Origin of the sequence: Corynebacterium sp. MSK006 (assembly GCF_030232385.1) — a bacterium.
Classification (GTDB): domain Bacteria; phylum Actinomycetota; class Actinomycetes; order Mycobacteriales; family Mycobacteriaceae; genus Corynebacterium; species Corynebacterium frankenforstense_A.
Genome location: NZ_JASPJZ010000015.1, coordinates 1 through 20,440, shown reverse-complemented (window position 1 = coordinate 20,440; position 20,440 = coordinate 1). Strand labels below are relative to the sequence as shown.

The window sequence follows — 20,440 nt, the reverse complement described above, 5'->3', positions numbered from 1 at the left end:
CCACGTGAATCGCACGCGCCGGGGGTGTCCGCGGGATCTTTCCGGGCGGGCGCGTGCAAACGGATTCGCCCGGTCGGCGGCGCGGCATGCACGGCGTCGGATATTCTCTAGGGCGTGGCTGAGAATCTGAGCAAGAACCTGTCCAAGCTGTCCAAGCGGGGGCCGCACCGCGTGCTCGTGGGCGACCTGAGTTACGCGGGGCTGCCCGGCAAGGTCTACACGCCCGCCGAGGGCGACGGCGTGCCCGGCGTCGCCTTCGGCCACGACTGGCTGCGCGGGCTGAAGAACTACCACGTCACGCTGCGCCACCTGGCCAGCTGGGGCATCGCGGTGGCCGCCCCGGAGACCGAGACCGGATTCTCGCCGAACCACCGCGGCTTCGCCGCCGACCTCGAGACGGCCGTGCAGATCCTCGCCGGCGTGCGCCTCGGCCACGGCAACGTCACCGTCGGCCCCGGCAAGCTGGGCGTCATCGGCCACGGCATGGGCGCCGGCTGCGCGGTGCTCGCCGCGGCGGGTTCCACGAAGATCCGCGCCGTCGGCGCGCTCTACCCGGCGACCACCGCCCCCTCCTCGGTCGAGGCGGCCCGCCACCTGGACGTCCCAGGGCTGGTCGTCGGCTCCGGCGAGAGCGCGCTGCTCGACGCCGGTAACCCGGCCGCGCTGGCGCAGGCCTGGGGCGGCGAGGTGGCCTACCGCGAGATCGACAAGGGCAACCAGCAGGGCTTCACCGAGGACACGCTGTTCAAGCTGCTGCTCGGTGCGGCCCGCCCGCAGGTCGGCGCGCGCGAGACCGCCCGCGCCCTGCTGACCGGCTTCCTGCTGGCCACCCTGGGCGACGACAAGAAGCTTTCCGGCTTCGCCGACCCCGAGGCCACCGCCAAGGGCTTCGAGTCGCTGACCGGCGAGGACCTCGCCGACCGCGCCGACACGCTGGGCTTCAAGTCCGGCTCCGGCATCGAGCGCTCCCCCGCGAACTGACCCCGGGCGGGATCAAGTCCCGCCGCCGCGGCGCCACCTTCCCCGGTGGCGCCGTTTTTGTTCTTCCGTTTCTGTGGTCCCTTCTTGTCGCCCCGGCTCAGCGGCGCAGGATGCCGCGCACGGGTCCGCCCCGGCGCTGGCGCTGCCGCTGGCCCGGCTGCCTGCGCTTCGGCTGCGCAGGCGTCTCGGTCTTCTTCTTGGCCTCCTCGAGGGCGGCCTCGAAGTCGCGCAGGCGGGCGTCGGCACGGGCGCGGAAGTTGCGCGCGAACTCCTCGAACTCCATCACCACGGCCCCGCCTTCCTGGTCTCGCTGGCGGGCACGGGCGCCGGGGCGTCAGCCGGCGGCTCGGGCGCCGGTGGGGCCGGTGCGGGTGCCGGGGCCTCGGCGGCGGGTGCCGGGGCGGGCTCCGGGGCCGGTGCAGGCGCGGGTGCGGCGTCCGCGCCCGGGGCGATGCCGGCGGCGGCCAGCTTCTTGGGCGGCGGCTCGGGCTCGGGCACCTGGTCGAGCGGCACCTCCGGCTCGGGCTTTGGCGCGGGCTCAGGTTCGGGCTCCGGCTTCGGTTCCGGGCACTCGGGCTCCGGTTCGGGTGCGGGCTCCGGGACCGGGCACTCAAGCACGCCCGAGGACTCGATGCACTCGGCGACCGCGCCGATGACCAGGCCGACGACCGCCAGGCCGATGCCCACCCCGAGGACCGACTCATGGCCGCCGGGCTGCGGGCACTCCGCCGTGGCCGGGGTGACCGGCTCCTCCTCCGGCGGGCACTCCTCCTCGACGTTCTCCTCCGGCGGGCACTCGTGCTCCCCGGTCTCCTTGTCCGTGGTCTTGTCGGCCTTCTCGGTCTCCGCGTGGACGACCTTCTCCGTGACCGGCTTGTCCGCGGGCTCGTCCACGCAGTCCTCGGTCGGCGGCACCGGCTTCGTAGAGGTCGTCGTGGTCTTCTCCTCCTCGCAGTCCTCGATCTCGGTATCGCTCGAGGACTCGCCCGAGCCGTCGCCCTTGTAGTTCTTGCCGTCCGAGTCGCCTGCGGCCTCGACAGCCGCGCCGCCACCGGTACCCGAGGAGCCTCCCGAAGACCCACCCGAGCCACCGCCGGAGGAGCCCTCCGGCGGGCAGGCCCCGGGTACCACCGCGCCGTTGCGCTCCGCCTCGCACGGCTCCGAGCAGGCGTCCTCGACCTGGCCGGTCAGCTCCTCCAGGCACCCGCGGACCGCCTCGTCGCGGCCCTCGCACAGGTCCATCAGGCAGGCGGCGGCCTCGTCGATGAGCCCCTCACCGGCGCTCACACAGGCGAGGAACTCCCCGGGCTGCTCCACCGGGTCGATCAGCCCCAGCTGGGCGGCGATGCCGCGCACCGAGGCGACGAGCTGGCCGACGATGCTCTCCATCGCCGAGTCGGAGCCGTCCTCGACCTCGTCGATGACGCGGCAGGCCTCCTCGCCGGCCTCGACGACCTTGTCCGCGTCGTCCTTCTGCGTGAACCAGCTCTGGCCCAGCTCGCTGAGGCCGTGCATGAGCAGCCCGATGCCGAAGTGCTTGAGCAGCTGGATCAGGACACCGTGCAAGCCCCGCATCGGCCGGGTGTCCGTCTCCCCGGCCGCGGCGGCGAGCTGGGTGCGGATCTCACCGGTGTCCAGCCCGCTCAAGGCGCCGAGGCGCTCGCCGAGCTCGGCCGGCGGGACCTGCGGGCCGCGGTAGGTTCCCCGGGAGGCGCGCGTCAGCTCGGCGACCGCGCCCGCGTACCCGGTGCCGATCCCCGGCCTCATCGCGGCATCCCCGGCACGCCGCGCACGGCGGCGGTGTTGTCGTGCTCGACGTCGTCGACACGGTTGACGTGGCCGTCGACGACGGCCACCCCCTCGCCCACCGCGCGCAGCCGGGCCGCCCCCGCGTCGTGCAGCTTTTCCAGGGCCGCGGCCAGCGCCGCGCCTTGGGCGGCGAGGTCGCGGCCGGCGGCCGCCGCGCTCAACGCCGGTCTCGTGGTCGCGTGCACCGAGGACTGCCGCGTGACCTCGCGCGCGGCCTCGGCGAGCCTCGCGCGGGCGCGCAGCGTGTCTAGACTGATCCCTTCCTGGCCCAACATGGGCGATCCCCTCCTGGATCGGCGAACTGGCTTACACCACTGTTCGACCCTCCGGGAGGGGCTTCCGGTTCCCGCCTCCGTCAACAAGGAGAGAAACCGCTGTTCAGGGGCACCGCCCGTATGGGCCCGCGGGTGCCGCGGGCCCATACGGGCGGGCCCGGACCACGCTGGACCTCAGACCGCGGTGACCACCGCGGCCAGGCGGCCGGCCACGCGGCGGGCGACGGCCTCCTCGGGCGCCTCGACCATCACACGGAAGAGCTCCTCGGTGCCCGAGGGGCGCAGCAACACCCGGCCGGTGTCGCCGAGCTCCTCCTCGGCCTCGGCGATCGCGGCGATGACCGAGGGGGCCCCGGCGATCGAGGCCTTGTCGGCCACGGGCACGTTGACCAGCACCTGCGGCAGCACGGTCATCACGGAGGCGAGCTCCTTGAGCGACTTGCCGGTCTCCGCCATGCGCGCCATGACCGACAGCCCGGTCAGCGTGCCGTCGCCGGTGGAGCAGTGCTCGGGGATGATCACGTGGCCGGACTGCTCGCCGCCGAGCGAGAGGTCGAGGTTCTGCAGCTCCTCGAGCACGTAGCGGTCGCCGACCTTGGTGGACACGATGTCGATGCCCTGCTCGGCCATGGCCAGCTTCAGGCCCAGGTTGCTCATCACGGTGGCCACGAGCTTGTTGTCGCGCAGGTCGTTGCGCTCCTTCATGCCCACGGCCAGGATCGCCATGATCTGGTCGCCGTCGACGACGTTGCCCTCGGCGTCCACGGCCAGGCAGCGGTCGGCGTCGCCGTCGTGGGCCAGGCCCAGGTCGGCGCCGTGCTCGACGACGGCGCGCTGGACCTGCTCAATGTGGGTCGAGCCGCAGTTGTCGTTGATGTTGTAGGCGTTGGGCTTGTTGAAGATCGCCGTGACCTCGGCGCCGGCGGCCGCGTAGGCCATCGGGGCGACCGCGGAGGCCGCGCCGTTGGCGGTGTCGACCACGACCTTGATGCCGCTGAGGTCGGTGCGCACGGCCTCGCGCAGGTGGCTGAGGTAGCGGTCCTCGGCGTCGGGGGCCTCCTCGATGATCCGGCCGACGCCGGTGCCGGTCGGCCCGGTGGCGGGCAGGTCGGCCATGGCGCGCTCGATCTCGTCCTCGACGGCGTCGGGCAGCTTGCGTCCGCCGGCGGAGAAGAACTTGATGCCGTTGTCCGGCATCGGGTTGTGCGAGGCGGAGACCATGACACCGATGTCGGCGCCGTAGTCGTCGGTCAGGTAGGCCAGCGCCGGGGTCGGCAGCACGCCGACGCGCAGGACCTCCACGCCGCGGGAGGCCAGGCCCGCCGAGAGCGCCGCGGCGAGCATCTCGCCGGACACACGCGGGTCACGGCCGATGATCGCGGTCGGCCGCTTCTTGTGCGAGGGCAGGTCCGCGGTGAGCACCTGCGCGGCCGCCGCACCCAGCTTGAGGGCGAGCGGGGCGGTCAGCACGGTGTTCGCCTGGCCACGCACGCCGTCAGTTCCGAAGAGTCGTGTCATGTCCCCCATTATGCCTGCCGGTGTGCCGTCTCCCCGGCGCAGGCCCACGGCGTGGCTTGACGACGCCGCGCGCGGTGCGCGCTGCGCATCAGTACGGCAGTGCGACAGTGCGACAGTGCACCAGTGCGGCCGAAAGGCCGCACCTCCCCCGACAGACGGCGACGCCGCCGCTCCCGGGCGGGAGACGGCGGCGTCGGCAAGCGAAACCGGTGAAGGTTTAGCGCTTGGAGTACTGCGGGGCGCGGCGGGCCTTGTGCAGACCGGCCTTCTTGCGCTCGACGGCACGGGCGTCACGGGTGAGGTAGCCGGCCTTCTTCAGGGCCGGGCGGTCACCCGGGTTGTACAGGTTCAGCGCACGCGCGATGGCGAGGCGGAACGCGCCGGCCTGACCGGTGGGGCCGCCACCGGAGAGGTTGGCCTGGATGTCGAACTGGCCCTCGCGCTCGAGGAGGGTCAGCGGGCCCAGGATGAGCTGCTGGTGGATCTTGTTCGGGAAGTACTCCTCGAGGGAGCGGCCGTTGCAGGAGATCGCACCGGTGCCCGGCTGCATCTTCACACGCACGATGGCGCGCTTACGACGGCCGACGGTCTGGATCGGGCCGTCGACGCCCACGGGCTGCTCGACGACGGCGTCGCCCTCGGCCTCGGTGTCGGTCGCGACGGCGTCACCGATGGTGTTGGTGAACTCCTCGGTCGCGGCCGCGGCGGCGGCCAGGTCCTCGGCGTCAGCCACGTTCTCGGTGTTCTCGGTGTTGTTGATCGGCTCCGTCACTGGGACACCACCTTGATCTCGTAGGACCCGGGCTGCTGGCCGGCGTAGGGATGCTCGGAACCGGCAAAGACGTGCAGCTTCTTCACGGACTGGCGGGAGAGCTTGTTGTGGGGCAGCATGCCCTTGACAGCCTTCTCCACGGTCTTCTCGGGGTACTCGTCGAGGGCGCGACCGAGGGTCATGGCCTTCAGGCCACCCGGGTAGCCCGAGTGACGGTAGCGCATCTCGCGCTGGCGCTTCTTGGCGCTGACCGCGACCTTGTCCGCGTTGATGATGATGACGTGGTCGCCGCAGTCGACGTTCGGCGCGAAGTACGGCTTGCCCTTGCCGCGCAGCAGGTTCGCCGCGTGGGTGGCAAGGCGTCCCAGAACCACGTCCGTGGCGTCGATGACGTACCACTTGCGCGTGACGTCACCGCTCTTCGGGTGGAATGTAGACACTGATGACTCCTTGAAAGTCTGTCTTGGGGCTGCCGGCCAAGCTGGTGCGCCCGTGAACGGGATGCCTCGGCGGCCGGTGGAGACCCGGGGCAGTCGTGCCCCCCGGTTTCCCGGGAGGCACGGCACACAGACCGGAAACGATACCCGCCCGGTGGCGGTGAAGGCAAAACGCGTGTAGGGGCCGGGTGACGGGTGGTCCCCGTCGCCCGGCCCCGGCCGGCTCGTGCCGTTTACTCCCTTGCTTTCCGACGCCGCGTCGGTCGCCGTCGGCGGTTCGCGCCCACTCCCCGCCCCGCGCCCGGGCGCCCGCCGGTCGTTGCGTCGCCGCGGCGCGTGCGCGCCGCGGCGGTGGTTCAACGGTGCGGCGGTGCGGCGTCGGTGGTTGTCGGCGCTACCCGGGGGTCAGACGCCCCAGGCGGCCGCGGCGGAGCGGTTGGTGTTGGACATGTTGTCGTTGCCGGTCTCGACGACGCGGGCGACGGTCCGCAGGATCTCGTTGAGGTCGGCGGCGGCGGTGTCCCACTTGGTCTGCGCCTCGTTCCACGCGACGGCCGCCTCGCCCTCCCAGGCGCCGGCCATCGGGGCGACGTCGGACTTGAGCGTGGCCAGCTGGCCGGAGATGCGGCCGCTGGTGGCGGTGATGTCCGCCGAGGCCGCGGAAATGGCCCCGAACTGGTACTGGATGTCGGACATGGTTGTCTACTCCCCCTGTGTGTTCTTGTCTTCCCGTGCGGTCTGCGGCTGCGGCCCGTGCTAGATGGGCAGGCCCGCGCCGGCGTTCCTGAGCTCTTCGGTGTTCGCGGTCTCGGTGTCGTCGAAGCTGCGGGCGTTGCCGCGGATCGTGTCGGCGATCGTGCGCAGGGCCTCCTGCAGGTCGCGCGCGGAGGCGTCCCAGCGCACCATCAGGTGGTCGAAGCTGCGCTGCGCCTCGCCCTTCCAGGACGCCCGCACCCCGTCGACGACGCCCTGCAGGCGGTCGAGCTCCCCGCGGACGTCGCTGTTGGTGCCGTCCACACGGTTGGCCGTGGCCTGCATGACCTCGGAATCGGTACTGAACTGTCCGGACATGTTCTCTCCCCCTCGAGTAGTCGGTGCGGGCGGCGGCCGGGCGGCCGCCTGCTTCCCCACACACCTAGTTCGACTGCCCGGACCCCCTCGCCGGTTCCCCGCTCGCCGAAGTTCTTTTCCTCGTTTTTTGCCGCCGGCGCCCCCGCGCCGGCCTTTTCGCCCCCTGGCCTGGGCGGGAGGCTAGATGTGGACGCCGAAGCGGCCGAGGAAGTCGCGGACCATGGCGTAGAGGTCCGGCACGGTGATCCACTGGTCGACGACCGGGACGTAGACCTGGGTGGCCGGCTGACCGGAGCTGGTCACCGCGGTGCCCTGCGGGGCCGGGTTCACGCCCGGGGTCTCGACGGCCGGGGCGCCGTGGGACGGGGCCGGGGCGCCACCGCCCTGGGACCGGCCGCCCTGACCGCCCTGGGCCGGGGCGCCGCCGCCCTTGAGGCCGCAGCGGTTGGCCGCCTCGTCGATGCGGGCCAGTGCGTCGAGGATCTGGGGACCGCGACGGTCGAAGGTCGCCACGGCGCGCGCCTGGGCGACCTTGTTGTTGTAGTCGGCGGTGTTGGTCCAGTACCGCGAGGCCTGCTCGCAGGAGATCTGGCCCGAGGGCACCGCGACCAGGGCGCGGTCGATGGTGTCGGCGCTGGCCACGGGGGCGGACAGGCCCACGGGACGGCCCGGCGCGCGCAACTGCCCGGACTCACTCGGCCGCGTAGACCTCCAGCGACCCGGCGACCACCCCGCAGGCCGCACGCTGGGTGGCCGCCGGCGCCGTGCGCGTCTGGCAGCCGACCGACAGCTGGGTGTCGTGGGCGACCCAGCTCAGCCAGCTCGTCTCCGAGCCGTCGCCGGGCTCCTCTCGGTAGGCCACCGCTTCCTCGGGCGCCTCGGGTGCCGCGGCCGCGGCGTCCTGCGGGTGCAGCGCCGGGTCGGCGTCGACCTCGCGGGAGACCTCCTCGAGCACCCGGGCGCCGGCCACCCCGTGCAGCGGTGCCGCGGCGACGTGCACCCTGAGGTCCGGGTCGGGCCCGCGCAGGATCCAGCCGCCGTCGACGGACTCGGCCCGGAAGCCCGGCGGGGTGGCCAGGCGCACCGTGTCCAGCTCGTGGACCACGACCTGCTCGCCGACACCCGTGCCCGTGCCGGCGGACCCGCCGCCGATTCCCTCCGCGTCCCCGGTGCCGTCCTCGCCAGCGCCGCCGGCTTCCTGGTCCGCACCGTCAGCACCGTCCGCGCCGGTGCCGCCCGGCTCGGCCGCCACGCCGGGCGCACCGTCGGCGCCCGGGTCGGCCCCGGGTGCGGTGGTCGCGCGGATCGCCCACCACGACAGTGCGGCGACCACGAGGACCACGGCGACGAGCACCAGGTGGAAGACCCCGGGGCGAGGCCCCTCCCCGCCGCGCAGGGGACCTGGGCGCTCGGCGGGCCCGGCGGGTTCGGGCAGCGGGTGCTCGCGCAGCGCGTCGGCCGGGTAGGCGCCCACCCCCTTGGCCACCAGGGCGCGCACGAGGATCTCGGCGGCCGGTTCGGTGGCGTCGACGATCACCTCGACCTCCGGCCAGCGCTCCGGGTAGAGCTGGCGGACCTGGTCGACGACGGCGGGCACCGCCCACCCGTCGGTTATGCCGGAGGCCGGCAGGTCGTAGCGGTAGATGCTGTCCGGCCCGTCGAAGATCGTGGCGGTCTCGGTGACGGTCACCGTCAGCGCGCGGTCGGCGCGCCGTTCCTGTCCGTCGAGGCTGTCGGCCAGCCGGTCGATCGCGTTCGTCACGCCCGCTCACCTCCCCCGGCGCTGTTCGCCGCGGCGTCGTTCCCTTCTGTGACGGGCGCGTCGGTGCCGGGCGCGCCGGCGTCGGACGGCGCGGCGTCGGCACCGGTCTCGGGGACGGCGACCTGGAGCACGCCGACCCCGGCCAGGTGCGCACGTCCCGGCGCGCGGGCGGCGGGTTTGACCCCGAAGATGGTGCCGTCGTCGCGGTCGGAGTCGAGCACGACCGCCGCCGGGTTCTGGTCGCGCACCCCCGAGAGCAGCGGGCGGAACGCCGCGCGTGAGAAGCCGCCGGACTTGCGGGCGATGACCAGGTGCAGCCCGATGTCGCGGCCGTGGGGCAGCAGCTCGACGATCCCGGCGAACTCGTGGTCGTCGATGAGGTCTGCGTCGTCGACGACCAGGAAGATCTCGGGGCCGGTCCACCAGTCCCGGGCGGCCAGGCGCGCCGGGGTGATGTCCTGCCCGGGCAGGCGCCGGCGCAGCGTGGTCACGGTGTCGGCGAGTACGCCGCGCACGGTCGCGCTGTTGGCGGCGTAGGCGGCGAGCATCTCCTCGGCCACCGCCCCCAGGTGGGCGCGGCGCGGGTCGAGCAGCACGATGCGCGCGGCCTCGCGGCCCAGCTCCGTGATCCCGGCGAGCACCCCGGCCAGCAGGGTGGACTTGCCGGATCCCGAGGAGCCGACGCAGACCAGGTGGGAGCGCTCGGTTATGTCCCAGCCCTGCGCGGTCAGCCTCGGCCCGCCCACGCCCAGCGGGATCATGCTGCCCGCAGCCGGGGCGAGCGCGGCGCGGTCGAGCCGCTCGGGCAGCTCGCGCAGCGGCTCGACCGGCTGCTGGCCGGAGGCCTCCGCCACGGCGGTGACGTGGCCGATGTCCTGGGTGTTGGCCGCGGCCCACAGCACCGGCTCGCAGTCGGCGGTCAGCCCGCGGCCCGGTGCGGCCGGCAGCTTCTGCTGGGCCTTGCGGTCCAGCAGCGAGTCCATCGCCTCGGCCAGGCGCAGCTCGAGGCGGTGGGAGATCAGGTCGCGGATCGCCGGGCGCAGCGCGGACCAGCGCACCGTGGAGATGAGCACGTGCACCCCGGCGGCCGGCCCGTCGGCGACGATGCGCGCGATCTGGTCGAGGCGGTCCTCCAGCTCGCCGGACAGGGTGTGCCAGCCGTCGAGGACCAGGAAGGTGTGGGCCACCGGCGTGCCGCCGGGGTGGTCCTCGATGACGGCGGTGACCTCGTCGAGCACCCGGCGCGCCCGCTCGGTCTCCCCGCGCCCGGCGCGCCCGGCGACGTGCGGCAGGCGGGCCAGGGTGGCCAGGTCGCGGCCGGAGTCGATGATGTAGCAGCGGATCCGCGCGGTGGTGTGGGTGGCGGCCAGGGCGGTGACCACGGTGCGCAGCGCGGTGGTCTTGCCGGTCTTCGGTCCGCCGGCGAGGGCGAGGTGGCCGTCGCCGACGGAGAAGTCCAGGATCATCGGGTCCTGGCGCTGGTGGTAGGGCCGGTCGATGACGCCGACTGCCACCTGCAGCCTCCCCGGCGACTCGACGACACCGGCCAGTTCGACGCGTGCGGGCAGGGGCGGCAGCCAGATGCGGTGGGCGCTGCGCCCGTGCGCCGAGGCGACGGCGGCGTCGACCACGGCCTCGAGCACGGTGGGCCGTTCCCCCGGCTCACCGGTGGCGGTGCCCTCCCCCGCAGCGTGCGGGACCTCCTCCCCGGGGGCGGATGCGCCCGTTTTCCCGGGAGCAGGCACGTCAGCGCCTGCTCCGTCGAAGAGCCGCACTCTTCTGCGCCCACGGGTGAGCGACGCGGCGTCGGCAATCGAGGGCGCCTCGGGGGCGGCGGGCAGGGGCCCGGAGATGTAGGCCGCCTGGAAGCCGGTCAGTCCGTCGGGCCCGGACCGCAGGAAGCCGGCGCCCGGCGCGCGCGGCAGGGAGTGGGCGTCGGGCACGCCGAGGACCTGGCGGGACTCGGCGGCGGAGAAGGTGCGCAGGCCGATGCGGTAGGACAGGTGGCTGTCCAGGCCGCGCAGCCGGCCCTCCTCGAGGCGCTGGCTGGCCAGCAGCAGGTGGACGTGCAGCGAGCGGCCGAGGCGTCCGACGGCGACGAAGAGGTCGGCGAAGTCGGGGTGGGCGCTGAGCAGCTCGGAGAACTCGTCGACGACGATGACCAGCGCGGGCAGCGGCTCGAGGTCGGGGCGGCGGGCGCGCAGCGCCTCGTACTCGGCGACGCCGGAGAGCCCGCCGGCGGCGCGCAGGATCTCCTGGCGGCGGTGCAGCTCGCCGGAGATCGCGTCGTGCATGCGCTCGACGAGCACGGCCTCCTCCTGCAGGTTGGTGATCACCGCGGAGGTGTGCGGCAGCCGCTCCAGGCCGAGGAAGGTCGCCCCGCCCTTGAAGTCGACGAGCACGAAGTTGAGCTGCTCGGGGCTGTGGGTGGCCGCCAGCGCGACGACCAGTGTGCGCAGCAGCTCGGACTTGCCGGAGCCGGTCGCCCCGATGCACAGCCCGTGCGGGCCCATGCCTCCCTCGGCGGACTCGCGCAGGTCCAGGGTGACCGGCACCGCCGGCCCGCCCGCCCCGCGGGTGACGCCGACGGGCACGGTGAGCCGTTCGGCGGGCGGGGTCCGCCACAGCTCGGGCGGGTGTGCCCCGCCCAGGCCGTCCGGCCCGTCGAGGCCCAGCAGCGCCGGCAGGTCGTTGGCCACCGCGCCGCGGCCGTGGCCGGGCCGGCGGCACGACGCCGTGGCCCGGGCCAGGGTGGCCGCCGCGCGCGGGGACATCGCGTCGGGCACGCCGAGGTCCTCGCGCCCGTTGTCGGTGTGGGCGATCAGCCGGTCGGCGGCCGTGAGCGCCAGGCCCTCGTCGCGCGCCCGGGTGCGCAGCGCCGTCGGCGCCCCGGTGCCGACCTCGATGACGCAGGTCAGCGAGTCGTCGTCGAGGAAGTCCTCGGTACCGGTGGTCGTGACCCCGTCGACGACGAGCACCCGGTAGGCCGCCGCGTGCGGGGCGCGGGCGTGCGGCAGCCACTTCACCCACGCCCATCCGGTGGTGTCGCCGCGGACCTCGACGCCGACGGCCTCCGGGCCGTGGTGGAAGACGAGCTGGGCGATCATCGCGCGCACCTGGTCGCCCGCGCCCGGGCCGGCCACCGAGAGGTGCCCGAAGGCGGCGAGGTTGAGCACCACCGGCAGGTCCGGCACGGTGCCCACCGAGCGCACCGTGTGGCGCAGCGCCACCGCGCACACCGGGTCGAGGTCCTCGGGCGCGCCCTGCTCACCGACCTCGAGCGGGGTGCACAGCGGCGCCGGCCCGGTGCCCAGGCGCACGTGCAGGGCGTCCGCGTCCTCGGCGCCGCGCTCCCAGAGCCGGTCGGTGGGCACCAGGGCCCACAGGTCGCCGGGCGCGGGGTGGCGGTGCTCCTCGTGGGCGCGCTGGGCGGCGGCGTTGTCGAGCGCGGTGCGCCGCAGCTCGTTGAGGTGGCGCAGGTAGGTCCGCCGCGTCTCGTCCGGGTCGCGGTTCTGCGGCGGGGCGAACATGCCCATCATCCCCATGGCCAACATGACGGGCAGGATGAGCATCATCGGGTGCACCGTGCCGGCCATGCGCACCATCAGCAGCACCATGCCGATCATCGCCGCGACCATGACCAGCGGCAAAAGGATGCGGATCAGCGCGATGGGCCGCGGGGTGTCGGCGGCGGGCACCGCCTCGGCGGAGAGGCTGCCCTCCGGGCGCGGCGGCGCGGGCTCGCGCGCGCCGGGTGTCAGCGGATGGACGGTGCGCCGGCGCGGGCGCTCCGGTGGCGCGAACGGTGCGGCCGGCGCGACCGGCGCATACCGGTCGCGCGGTGCGATTGCGGTGGTCATGCGGAATATTCCCCCTCTGTTCTCCCCCGTCGCACGCGGGGTTCCCGCGGCACCCCTCGCGCCGCGCCCCCACGCGGGTCCCACCTCTCGGGTGGACACGGGCGCAAGTGTAGGTCACGATGAGCGCACACACAGGGGGAAGAACATATCGAGGGGGATTTTTCACCGTGGAGACCGAACACGTTCTCCGGCTGTGCGTGCGCGTCCACACGGGCGGCTTCCACCGGGAGACCGACCTGAGCGTGCCCGTGAGCAGCTCCGTGGCCGACATCGCCGAGGAGGTCGCCTGGCTGGTCGGCGCGCCGCACCCGCAGACGCCGTGGCGGGCGACCACCGCCGCCGGCGCACCCGTACCGTCCGAGGAGCCGCTCGGCGCGGTCGGCCCGCCCGACGGCGGGGTGCTGGTGCTGGCACCCGGGCACCCGAGCCCGCGCCCGGTGCCGCGCGACGCCGCCGAGGCGCTTGCCGACGCCGCGCTGGCCGGCCGTGCGCATCCCGGCGGGTTGGCGCAGACCACCGCAGCCGCCGGCGTGGTGATGCTCGCCGTGCTCGTCGCCCACGCCGCCCCGGCGTGGCTGGTGGCGGCCGTGGCGGGGGCCGCCTGCCTGGTGCTTTTGGCCTGGCGCCGCGAGCTGACGCTGGCCGCCGTCGCACTGCCTCCGCTGTGCGGGGTGGCCGCCGCCGGCTGGGTGCTCGGCGACGCGGTGCCGGACGAGGCCTCCGGGTGGGCGGCCGCGACCGGTGCGGGGCTCGCCGCCGCCGGGGTGGGGCTGGCCGGGGTGGCCGCCCTTCGCCCGCACCGCCCGGGGGCGGGCTGCCTGGCCGCCGGGGTGGTGATGCTCGTCGTGTGCGCCTTTGCCACCGGCGCGGGTGCGCTCGCCGGGGCGACGGGTGCGGCGACGGTCGCCGTGGCGGTCGCCCTGGCCTGCGGGTGGGCCGCCCCGGCGATCGCGCAGACGGCCGCGGGGCTCTCGGTTCCGCGCCTGCCCACCGCCGGCGAGGAGGTCACCCTGGCCGGCGTCGAGGTCCCGGACGCCGCCGCGCGCGCCGAGCGGGCCCGGCGGGTGCACGCCGGGGTGGTCTGCGGCGCCGCGGCGGTGGCCGTGGTGGCACTGCCCTGGCTCGCCTGGACCACCCGGGGCAGCTCGCTGGCGTGGTTCGCGCTGGCCTTCGCGCTGTGCGTGGCCGCCGCCTGCGGTCTGCACGCCCTGCGCCACGCCGACCCGGTGGCCCTCTGGGCGAACCTGGCCGTGGCGCTTGCGGGCCTTGTCGCCGCCGCGCCCGCGGCCACCGGTGTCCCGGGGGCCGTGCCGGTGGCCCTCGGTATCACCGGCACCGTGGCCGCCGCGGCGCTGTCCGCCCCGCTGTGGGCGGGAAAGCTCAGCGACCCGGAGCCGACGACGCTGGTGTGGTGGGAGCGCGCCGAGTCCACCGCGCTGGCCGCCGCGGTCCCGCTGGCGGTACACCTCGCCGGCGTGTTCACCTGGCTGCGGGGCCTGGGATGAGGGCCCGCACACCCGCGGCCTGCGCCGCCGCCGGGGCACTGCTCGTCCTGTCCGCCCCGCCGGTCCAGCCGGCCGCGGTGGGCGCCGAGCCCGACCGCGCCTGCGTGGTGGGCACCCCGCCGCCGGAGCTCGAGGTCCCGCCGGTGGCCGACCGGGGCCACGGCCTGGCCACCGGGTCCGGGGTGATCGTCGCCGTCATCGACACCGGGGTCGCCGACCATCCGCGCCTGGGCGGAGTGGTGCCGGGTGCGGACCTGGTCACCCCGGGCACGCCGGACCCGCTGCGCGACTGCGACGGGCACGGCACCGTTGTCGCGGGGGTCATCGCCGCCAGGCCCTCCGAGCAGGACGCGCTGGTCGGGGTGGCCCCCGGCGCGCGGATCGTCAGCGTGCGCCAGTCCAGCGCGCACTACCGCTCCCCCGCAGGTCCCGGTGCCACGGGTGTGGAGCGGGAGGGCTCGGGCACCCTCGGCGGGCTGGCCCGGGCGATCCATGAGGCCCTGGACCACGGCGCGCGGGTGATCAACGCCTCCGTGGTCGCCTGCGTCGAGCCCCGGCGCGCGGCAGTCATGGACACCTCCAGCCTGGATGAGGCGCTCGCCCGCGCCGAGGCCGAGGGCGCCGTGGTGGTCGCCGCCGCCGGCAACGCCTCGGCCGACTGCCCGGAGGGCTCGGTGGTCTACCCCGGCCACGCCGGGACGGTGCTCACCGTCGCCGCACTGGCCGACGAGCACCGGCTGGCCGACTACTCGGTGGCCGCCGGGCCCGGCTCGCTCGCCGCGCCCGGGCAGGTGGCCGTGGGACTGGACCCGGGCGGGGCGGGGCTGGCCACCGGGGTGACCGACCCGGAGAGCGGGGCGAGCCGCGGCTTCGAGGGCACCAGCTTCGCCGCCCCCGTGGTCAGCGGGCTGGCCGCCGCGCTCATCGAACGCCACCCGCAGGCCCCGCCGGCGCTCCTGCGCGCGCACCTGCGCCAGGCGGCCCAGCCGCCGCACGGGGCCGTCGACGCGCACCAGGTGCTCGGCCACCTGCACGTGCCGGCGGACGGCGCTCCCGGACACCGCGCCGGCGGCGCCGCAGGCGCAGGCTCGGGTGCGGGAACCGGCGACGGGGGCCACGGGGCGTTGTCAAACGGAGGCACCGCGGAACGCATCGCCGCGCCGGTGGCCGCAGACACCTCGGTGACCGGGCGCGCGGCGGCCGTCGGTGTCGGTGTCCTGGCGATCCTGGCGCTGTCCGGCCTGGTCGTCGGCCTGGCCGTGGGCGGGTCTAGCCGACGTTGATGATGTCCTGGCGGACCACGAAGGGCTTGTGGCCGGAGAGGGCGATGGTCACCTGGACCGACTGCGGCCCGATCGCGTCCTCGGGCCGGTCGACCACGTAGGTCCTGCACGACGTGTTCTCGAAGCCCTCAGAGGGGTCGGGAGTCGAGATGCTCACGCCGCCCCGTCGAAGATCTCGTACTTGAAGGAGCACCGCATGTCCTCGACGTTGTCGCCGTCGGTCGTTTCACCGCGGACGTTGATCCACAACCCGTTGGACTGCTTGGCACCCTCGTACTGGAGGAAGGCGTTGGCGTAGTCGTCCTCGAACATCACCGTCAGCCGCTTGAAGCCCTCGTCGTCGAGGTTGCTGAAGGTCGCCGAGACGTCCTCCGGCGGGCGGTCAGGGTCCGGGGCGTCGTCCGTGAGCCGGTAGGTGCCGTCACCGTTGGCGAGCTTCTCGTTGGGGCCACCCGCCGCCTTCGGCGTGGTCGACGACGAGGTCGCGCTCGAGGTGCCCGAGGCGCTCGAGGCCGCCGAGCTCGACTGCGCGGTCGAGGTCTGCGGCTGGGTGGTCAGCACCGGCGCATCCGGCTCCGGGTCCCCGATCGTGCAGGCCCCGAGGGTCAGGGCGGCGGTGCCGAGGGCCGCGGCGAGAGTAAGGCGGGCGGGGCGGGACGGGGACACGGTGGGGCTCCTGGGCCGGTCAAGTTCATCTGCGGTGCGCACCTCACTCTAAAGGCGCGCGCCCGGTGGCGCCGAGACCAGGTGGCGCCAGGACCGGGTCAGGCGTTGCCGGCGAGCACGATCGGCTGGGCGATCACGAGCGGCTCGAAACCGGACATCTCCACCGTGACGCGCAGCTGGGCCGGGCCGGCCTGCTCCGGCAGCGGGGCGATCACCCACCCGTTGCAGGTCTGGCGGTGGACCGTGCCCGCCGAGGGGATCGCCGCCCCGGCAGGGTCGCGGAACTCGAGGTCGACCGCGCAGTCGCGCTCGCCGAAGACCTCACCGTCAACGTCCCGGCTGCTCAGGTAGACCGCGGCGGTGTCGGTGCCGTCATCGAAGACCCGCAGCCCGCCGGTGGTCCCGGGACCGGGCGGCGCCGCACTGGTCTCGGGGCCCGCGGGCGGCGCCGCGCCGTACCCCGCGGTCTCCACGACGGTCCCCGCGGAACTCTCCGCGGCGGCGTCCCGGGCGGTGGCCGCCACGGTGCCCGGCGCGGGCTCGGGCCCGTACGCCGCCCCGTTTCCGGCGCCGGCCTGGCCGGCGCAGGCGGACGCGCCCACGCCGAGGGCCGTCACGCAGACGGCGAGCACCGCGCGGCGTCGGAAATCGACGCCCACTCGGGTGAGGCGACGGCGCAGTGCGGCACGGGACATGGCGGTGCTCCTGGGAGGTCGGGGCGGCGCACCATGATCCGTGCGTCGCGGTACGGCCTCAACCTAGAAAGCCCGCAGGGTCCGCGGCCAGTGCCGCGGGGAGCGTTCCCCGTGCTAGGGGCGCCACCACATGCGCTCGGGCACCCCGCAACGCGAACCGCGCTCGTCCAGCTTGACGCCGAGCACCTGGTGCAGCTGCACGACGTTGTGCTCGAAGCCCCACTCGGAGCCTGCCATGTACATCCCCCACAGCTTCGCGGTGGGCAGGCCCACCAGCTCGACGGCGCGGTCCCAGTTGGCCTTGAGGTTCTCGCACCAGTCGCGCAGCGTGCGCATGTAGTCGAAGCGCAGGTTCTCCTCGTGGAGCACCTCGAAGCCGTGGTCCTGCATCTTGCGCACCACGGTGCCGGAGCCGGTCAGCTCGCCGTCCGGGAAGATGTAGCGGTCGATGAACTCGCCCTTGCGGGTCTTGTGGTTGTCCGGGTAGGTGATGCAGTGGTTGAGCATCAGCCCGCCCGGGCGCAGCTTGCCGGAGAGGAACTCGAAGTAGTCCGCGTAGTTCTTCACGCCGACGTGCTCGAGCAGCCCGATGGAGCTGACGGCGTCGAAGCCGGACTCGGGCACGTCGCGGTAGTCCTGGTAGCGGATCTCGGCGAGGTCGCCCAGGCGGTCGGCCTCGACGGCGGCGCGGCCCCACTCGGCCTGCTCCTGGGAGAGCGTCACGGCGATGACGTGCACGCCGCGCTTGGCGGCGTAGCGGGCCATCCCGCCCCAGCCGCAGCCGATGTCGAGCAGGCGGTCGCCCTCCTTGAGGCGCAGCTTCTCGAAGACGAGGCGGTACTTGTTGATCTGCGCGTCGTCGAGGCCGGCGTCCTCGGTCGGGTAGTAGGCGCAGGTGTAGGTCATCGTGTCGCCGAGGAAGAGCTCGTAGAACTCGTTGCCCACGTCGTAGTGGGCGGAGATGACGTCCGCGTCGCGCTCCTTGGAGTGGCGCGACAGGCCCTGGCGCAGGGAGCGCTCCAGGAAGGAGGAGCGCTCGACCTCGGGCAGCGGCTGGATCTGCAGCGCGCCCATGCGGCGCAGCTCGGCGTAGATCTTGAGCAGGTCGCCCGCCGAGGGCCTGCGGAACTGCCCGTAGAGGTCACGCAGAGTGTCGAAGATGCCGTAGGGGTGGGCCAGGTGCTCGCCCTCGACCTCCATGCCGCCGGTGACCCAGGCGCGGGCGAAGCCGACGTCGCCCGGGCTGGTCGCGATGTAGGAAAGGCCCTCCGGGCTGAGGATGCGCACCGTGTACCTCGCGTCCGCGGGACCGGCGGTCGAACCGTCGAAGGCCTCCCAGCGGAAGGGGTTCGGCGCCTCGACGAGCATGTCGATGATCTCACCGACGGTCATCGTGGAGTTTTTCTCGGAGGAGGCGGTCATAGCGTTCACTGTCCTTTCTCAACCGACTGACACGCCAGTCTAATCGTCTGCGCCTAATTCGCCCGTTGAATCAGTGGGCCGTCCCGGCGGGTGCGCTGAGGCGGCCGGGACGTCCTTCCCGGCGCCGGCTCAGGCGCCCTCGACGGTCTTCTCGTAGAGGCCCGGGAAGCGCCCGTCCGGGTCGAAGACCCGCTTGAGCTGGGCGGGAAGCGACCCGCCGTAGAGCGCCTCGAACTGCTCGCGGGTGTAGAAGGCCTCCGAGTACAGCGACTTGTGCCCGCCGAGCTCGTGGACCTTCGCCTCGATCGCGCGGTTGAAGGCGCCCTCCCCGGCGTCCGGGCCCATCAGGTCACCGGGCACCGCCGACCAGAACCCGGCGTTGATCCAGGTGGTGCCCGGCTGGAGCGGGTAGAGCGGCCAGGGCGCCTCCGCCCCGGCGGTCAGCTCGCCGGTGCCGACCAGCTTCTCGGAGCCGGCGCGCAGCCGGATCGGGCACAGCCACATCGGCTGGATGTCGCAGGAGGAGAAGAACCAGCGCAGCCACTCGGCGAGCCGGTCGGTGGTCACCTCGACGTCCTGGACAACCCGCTCGCGGTGCGGCTCGCCGGTGCGCGCCCGGGTCAGCCGGTGCTCGATGTCGAAACGGCGGTCCAGGCCGACCAGCTTCCAGTAGAAGCTGGAGCGGCGCAGGCTGCGCGGCCACAGGCGGCGCACCGTCGGGTCCTGCGCGCCGAAGGCCCGCGAGCACCAGAACCAGTCGATGTCCCAGCGCCACAGGTAGTCGCGGAAGGCCAGCCGGTCGCGCAGCACGCCCTCGGGGTGCTGGATGGAGCGGTAGTAGACCCGCTCGCGGGTGTAGTCGCTGACCGGGCCCTCCTCCTGCGTTCCGGTGCCGAGCACCAGGTAGAGCTCCTCCGGGGAGAAGACCACCGCGTCCAGGTAGTCGACGCGGACGTCGGCGTACTCGGCCGTCTCGGCGGCCGCACCGAGCGCGGCGGCGAAGCTGTCCGGGTCGTTGAAGCGCACGTGGCGCAGCTCGACGGCGGCCGGGGCGTCCTCGAGCAGCACGCGCAGGCGCACCGCGTAGCCCAGCGAGCCGTAGGAGTTGGGGAAGCCGCGGTAGAGGTCGACGTTCTCCTCCGGCGAGCAGGTGACGATCTCGCCGGTGCCGGTGAGGATGTCCATCTCGGTGACCGACTCGTGCGGCAGGCCGTTGCGGAAGCAGGTCGACTCGACCCCCATGCCGCTGACCGCCCCGCCGAGCGTGATCGTCTTCAGCTGCGGGACGACCAGCGGTACCAGGCCGTGCGGCAGGGTGGCGTCGACGAGGTCCTCATAGGTGCACATGCCCTGCACGTCGGCCGTCTTGGCCACCGGGTCGACGGCGATGACCCCGTGCAGCCCGGAGACGTCCAGGCCCGCGGCGTCGCCGGAGCGGCCGCGGAAGAGGTTCGAGGTCTTCTTCGCCAGCCGGGCGCGTGTGCCGGCGGGGATGGCGCGGAAGCTCTCCGTGAGCTTGTCGACGCCGCGTTGGTGCGCCCACCAGCCCACAGGTTCCACGTCGACGGGGTCGACCCCGCGCCCGATCGTAAGCGACTGTGTGGCCCTGGCCGCCAGCCCGACGGCCGCATCGCGAATACCCATGCCCGTCACCCTAACTCCGATCCCGGGCACCGCGCCCGCGGAGAAATCCCGCGCCCGGGGAGAACCCGGGGCAGATTTCAGGGCCTGACGGGGTCTTCGACCTCGAGGGCGGCCTCGGCCGAGAGCGCCGCGCCCTCCGGCAGCAGGCGCAGCACCGGCCACCAGCCCGGGTGCGGCTCGGGCAGGCCGAGGACGGCGGCCGCCTCCGGGTCCGGCAGCCGGTGGCGCATCCCGTTGTCGGAGACGACCTGCACGCCGTGACCGGTGTCGACGGCGAAGGCGCCCGCCCCGGGCCCGGCGAAGCGCTCCGCGGTGCCCTCCCCGGGAAGCTCCACGGCCGTTCCGTAAGGCCGGGCGGTGTGCAGGCTCAGCGCGGCGTCCGGCCCGCCGGTGCACACCTCGGCGTCGGTGGGGTCGGCCAGCTCGAGTGCGCCCACGCCGTCCGTACCCGCGGCGTCGAGGTCGGCGGCCGTCAGCTCGGGCAGCTCCGGGGCGGCGGCGAGCACCTCCGTCGGCGGGCGCCACACCCTCGTGGCCTGGTCGACGCCGAGCTCGGCGCGCACCCGGTCGCCGTCGGCCGTGCCCTCCTCGGGCAGCGCCCGGCGGCCCTCCGCGGTGACCAGCCAGTCACGCACGGTGCCGGAACGCGCGCCGTCCGCGCGCGGCCGGGCGATGAGCCCCGCGGCGTCGTCAAGCGGGCGCGGCGCGGCCAGCGCCACGGTGACCGCGCCGTCGGGGGC

At 74.3% G+C, this 20,440-nt stretch carries 20 protein-coding genes; 3 read left to right on the top strand and 17 right to left on the bottom strand.

What is annotated here, in order from left to right:
- Positions 1-114 precede the first annotated feature (114 nt).
- Positions 115-981 (top strand): dienelactone hydrolase family protein, encoded by an 867-nt coding sequence (locus QQA02_RS08855; protein WP_284864154.1) that lies wholly within the window; start codon positions 115-117, stop codon positions 979-981.
- A gap of 97 nt (positions 982-1,078) precedes the next feature.
- Here QQA02_RS08855 and QQA02_RS08850 read toward each other — a convergent pair whose 3' ends face one another.
- The 11 genes from QQA02_RS08850 to eccCa form a co-directional block, all read right to left on the bottom strand.
- The gene (locus QQA02_RS08850) at positions 1,079-1,270 is read right to left on the bottom strand and encodes a hypothetical protein (RefSeq protein ID WP_284776066.1); all 192 of its coding nucleotides are present in this window, start codon (positions 1,268-1,270) and stop codon (positions 1,079-1,081) included.
- A complete protein-coding gene (locus tag QQA02_RS08845; RefSeq protein ID WP_284864153.1) occupies positions 1,264-2,748 on the bottom strand; it encodes a hypothetical protein in 1,485 nt (494 codons plus the stop codon). Before QQA02_RS08845 ends, QQA02_RS08850 begins: the two co-directional genes overlap by 7 nt.
- Positions 2,745-3,065, bottom strand: coding sequence for a hypothetical protein (locus QQA02_RS08840; RefSeq protein WP_284864152.1), 321 nt, complete (start codon positions 3,063-3,065; stop codon positions 2,745-2,747). Before QQA02_RS08840 ends, QQA02_RS08845 begins: the two co-directional genes overlap by 4 nt.
- 174 nt (positions 3,066-3,239) lie before the next feature.
- Positions 3,240-4,583, bottom strand: a complete 1,344-nt coding sequence (glmM, locus tag QQA02_RS08835; RefSeq protein WP_284776073.1) for a phosphoglucosamine mutase — start codon at positions 4,581-4,583, stop codon at positions 3,240-3,242.
- Positions 4,584-4,800: 217 nt separating this feature from the next.
- A complete protein-coding gene (gene rpsI / locus QQA02_RS08830) occupies positions 4,801-5,355 on the bottom strand; it encodes a 30S ribosomal protein S9 (RefSeq protein ID WP_284776074.1) in 555 nt (184 codons plus the stop codon).
- Positions 5,352-5,795 carry a 50S ribosomal protein L13 gene (gene rplM, locus QQA02_RS08825; protein ID WP_284864151.1) on the bottom strand — a complete coding sequence of 148 codons (444 nt, stop codon included), beginning with the start codon at positions 5,793-5,795 and terminating at the stop codon, positions 5,352-5,354. Before rplM ends, rpsI begins: the two co-directional genes overlap by 4 nt.
- A gap of 402 nt (positions 5,796-6,197) precedes the next feature.
- On the bottom strand, positions 6,198-6,488 hold the full coding sequence (locus QQA02_RS08820) for a WXG100 family type VII secretion target (protein ID WP_284776078.1): 291 nt from the start codon (positions 6,486-6,488) through the stop codon (positions 6,198-6,200).
- Positions 6,489-6,548: 60 nt separating this feature from the next.
- Positions 6,549-6,863, bottom strand: a complete 315-nt coding sequence (locus QQA02_RS08815) for a WXG100 family type VII secretion target (protein WP_284776079.1) — start codon at positions 6,861-6,863, stop codon at positions 6,549-6,551.
- A gap of 180 nt (positions 6,864-7,043) precedes the next feature.
- Positions 7,044-7,505 carry a hypothetical protein gene (locus QQA02_RS08810; protein ID WP_284864150.1) on the bottom strand — a complete coding sequence of 154 codons (462 nt, stop codon included), beginning with the start codon at positions 7,503-7,505 and terminating at the stop codon, positions 7,044-7,046.
- Between the two features lie 49 nt (positions 7,506-7,554).
- Positions 7,555-8,625, bottom strand: a complete 1,071-nt coding sequence (locus QQA02_RS08805; RefSeq protein WP_284864149.1) for a type VII secretion-associated protein — start codon at positions 8,623-8,625, stop codon at positions 7,555-7,557.
- Positions 8,622-12,485, bottom strand: coding sequence for a type VII secretion protein EccCa (eccCa, locus tag QQA02_RS08800; protein ID WP_284864148.1), 3,864 nt, complete (start codon positions 12,483-12,485; stop codon positions 8,622-8,624). The genes QQA02_RS08805 and eccCa overlap by 4 nt, the downstream gene beginning before the upstream one ends.
- 167 nt (positions 12,486-12,652) lie before the next feature.
- Between eccCa and eccD the strand changes: the two genes are divergently transcribed.
- Both eccD and QQA02_RS08790 read left to right on the top strand, forming a co-directional pair.
- Entirely contained in the window at positions 12,653-13,990 is a 1,338-nt protein-coding gene (gene eccD, locus QQA02_RS08795) for a type VII secretion integral membrane protein EccD (protein WP_284864147.1), read from the top strand.
- Positions 13,987-15,273 (top strand): S8 family serine peptidase, encoded by a 1,287-nt coding sequence (locus tag QQA02_RS08790; RefSeq protein WP_284864146.1) that lies wholly within the window; start codon positions 13,987-13,989, stop codon positions 15,271-15,273. The genes eccD and QQA02_RS08790 overlap by 4 nt, the downstream gene beginning before the upstream one ends.
- Here the strand turns inward: QQA02_RS08790 and QQA02_RS08785 are convergent.
- The 6 genes from QQA02_RS08785 to QQA02_RS08760 all read right to left on the bottom strand — a co-directional run.
- Entirely contained in the window at positions 15,260-15,430 is a 171-nt protein-coding gene (locus tag QQA02_RS08785) for a hypothetical protein (protein ID WP_284774406.1), read from the bottom strand. The genes QQA02_RS08790 and QQA02_RS08785 overlap by 14 nt on opposite strands.
- Positions 15,427-15,939, bottom strand: a complete 513-nt coding sequence (locus QQA02_RS08780; protein WP_284774404.1) for a hypothetical protein — start codon at positions 15,937-15,939, stop codon at positions 15,427-15,429. Before QQA02_RS08780 ends, QQA02_RS08785 begins: the two co-directional genes overlap by 4 nt.
- A 98-nt stretch (positions 15,940-16,037) precedes the next feature.
- Entirely contained in the window at positions 16,038-16,634 is a 597-nt protein-coding gene (locus tag QQA02_RS08775; protein ID WP_284774402.1) for a hypothetical protein, read from the bottom strand.
- A gap of 114 nt (positions 16,635-16,748) precedes the next feature.
- Entirely contained in the window at positions 16,749-18,056 is a 1,308-nt protein-coding gene (locus QQA02_RS08770; protein ID WP_284774400.1) for an SAM-dependent methyltransferase, read from the bottom strand.
- A gap of 129 nt (positions 18,057-18,185) precedes the next feature.
- Complete coding sequence (locus QQA02_RS08765; RefSeq protein ID WP_284864145.1) at positions 18,186-19,700, bottom strand: FAD-binding protein; 1,515 nt, start codon at positions 19,698-19,700, stop codon at positions 18,186-18,188.
- A gap of 77 nt (positions 19,701-19,777) precedes the next feature.
- Positions 19,778-20,440: type VII secretion protein EccB (locus tag QQA02_RS08760; RefSeq protein ID WP_284864144.1), on the bottom strand; the 663-nt coding region annotated here is incomplete at its 5' end.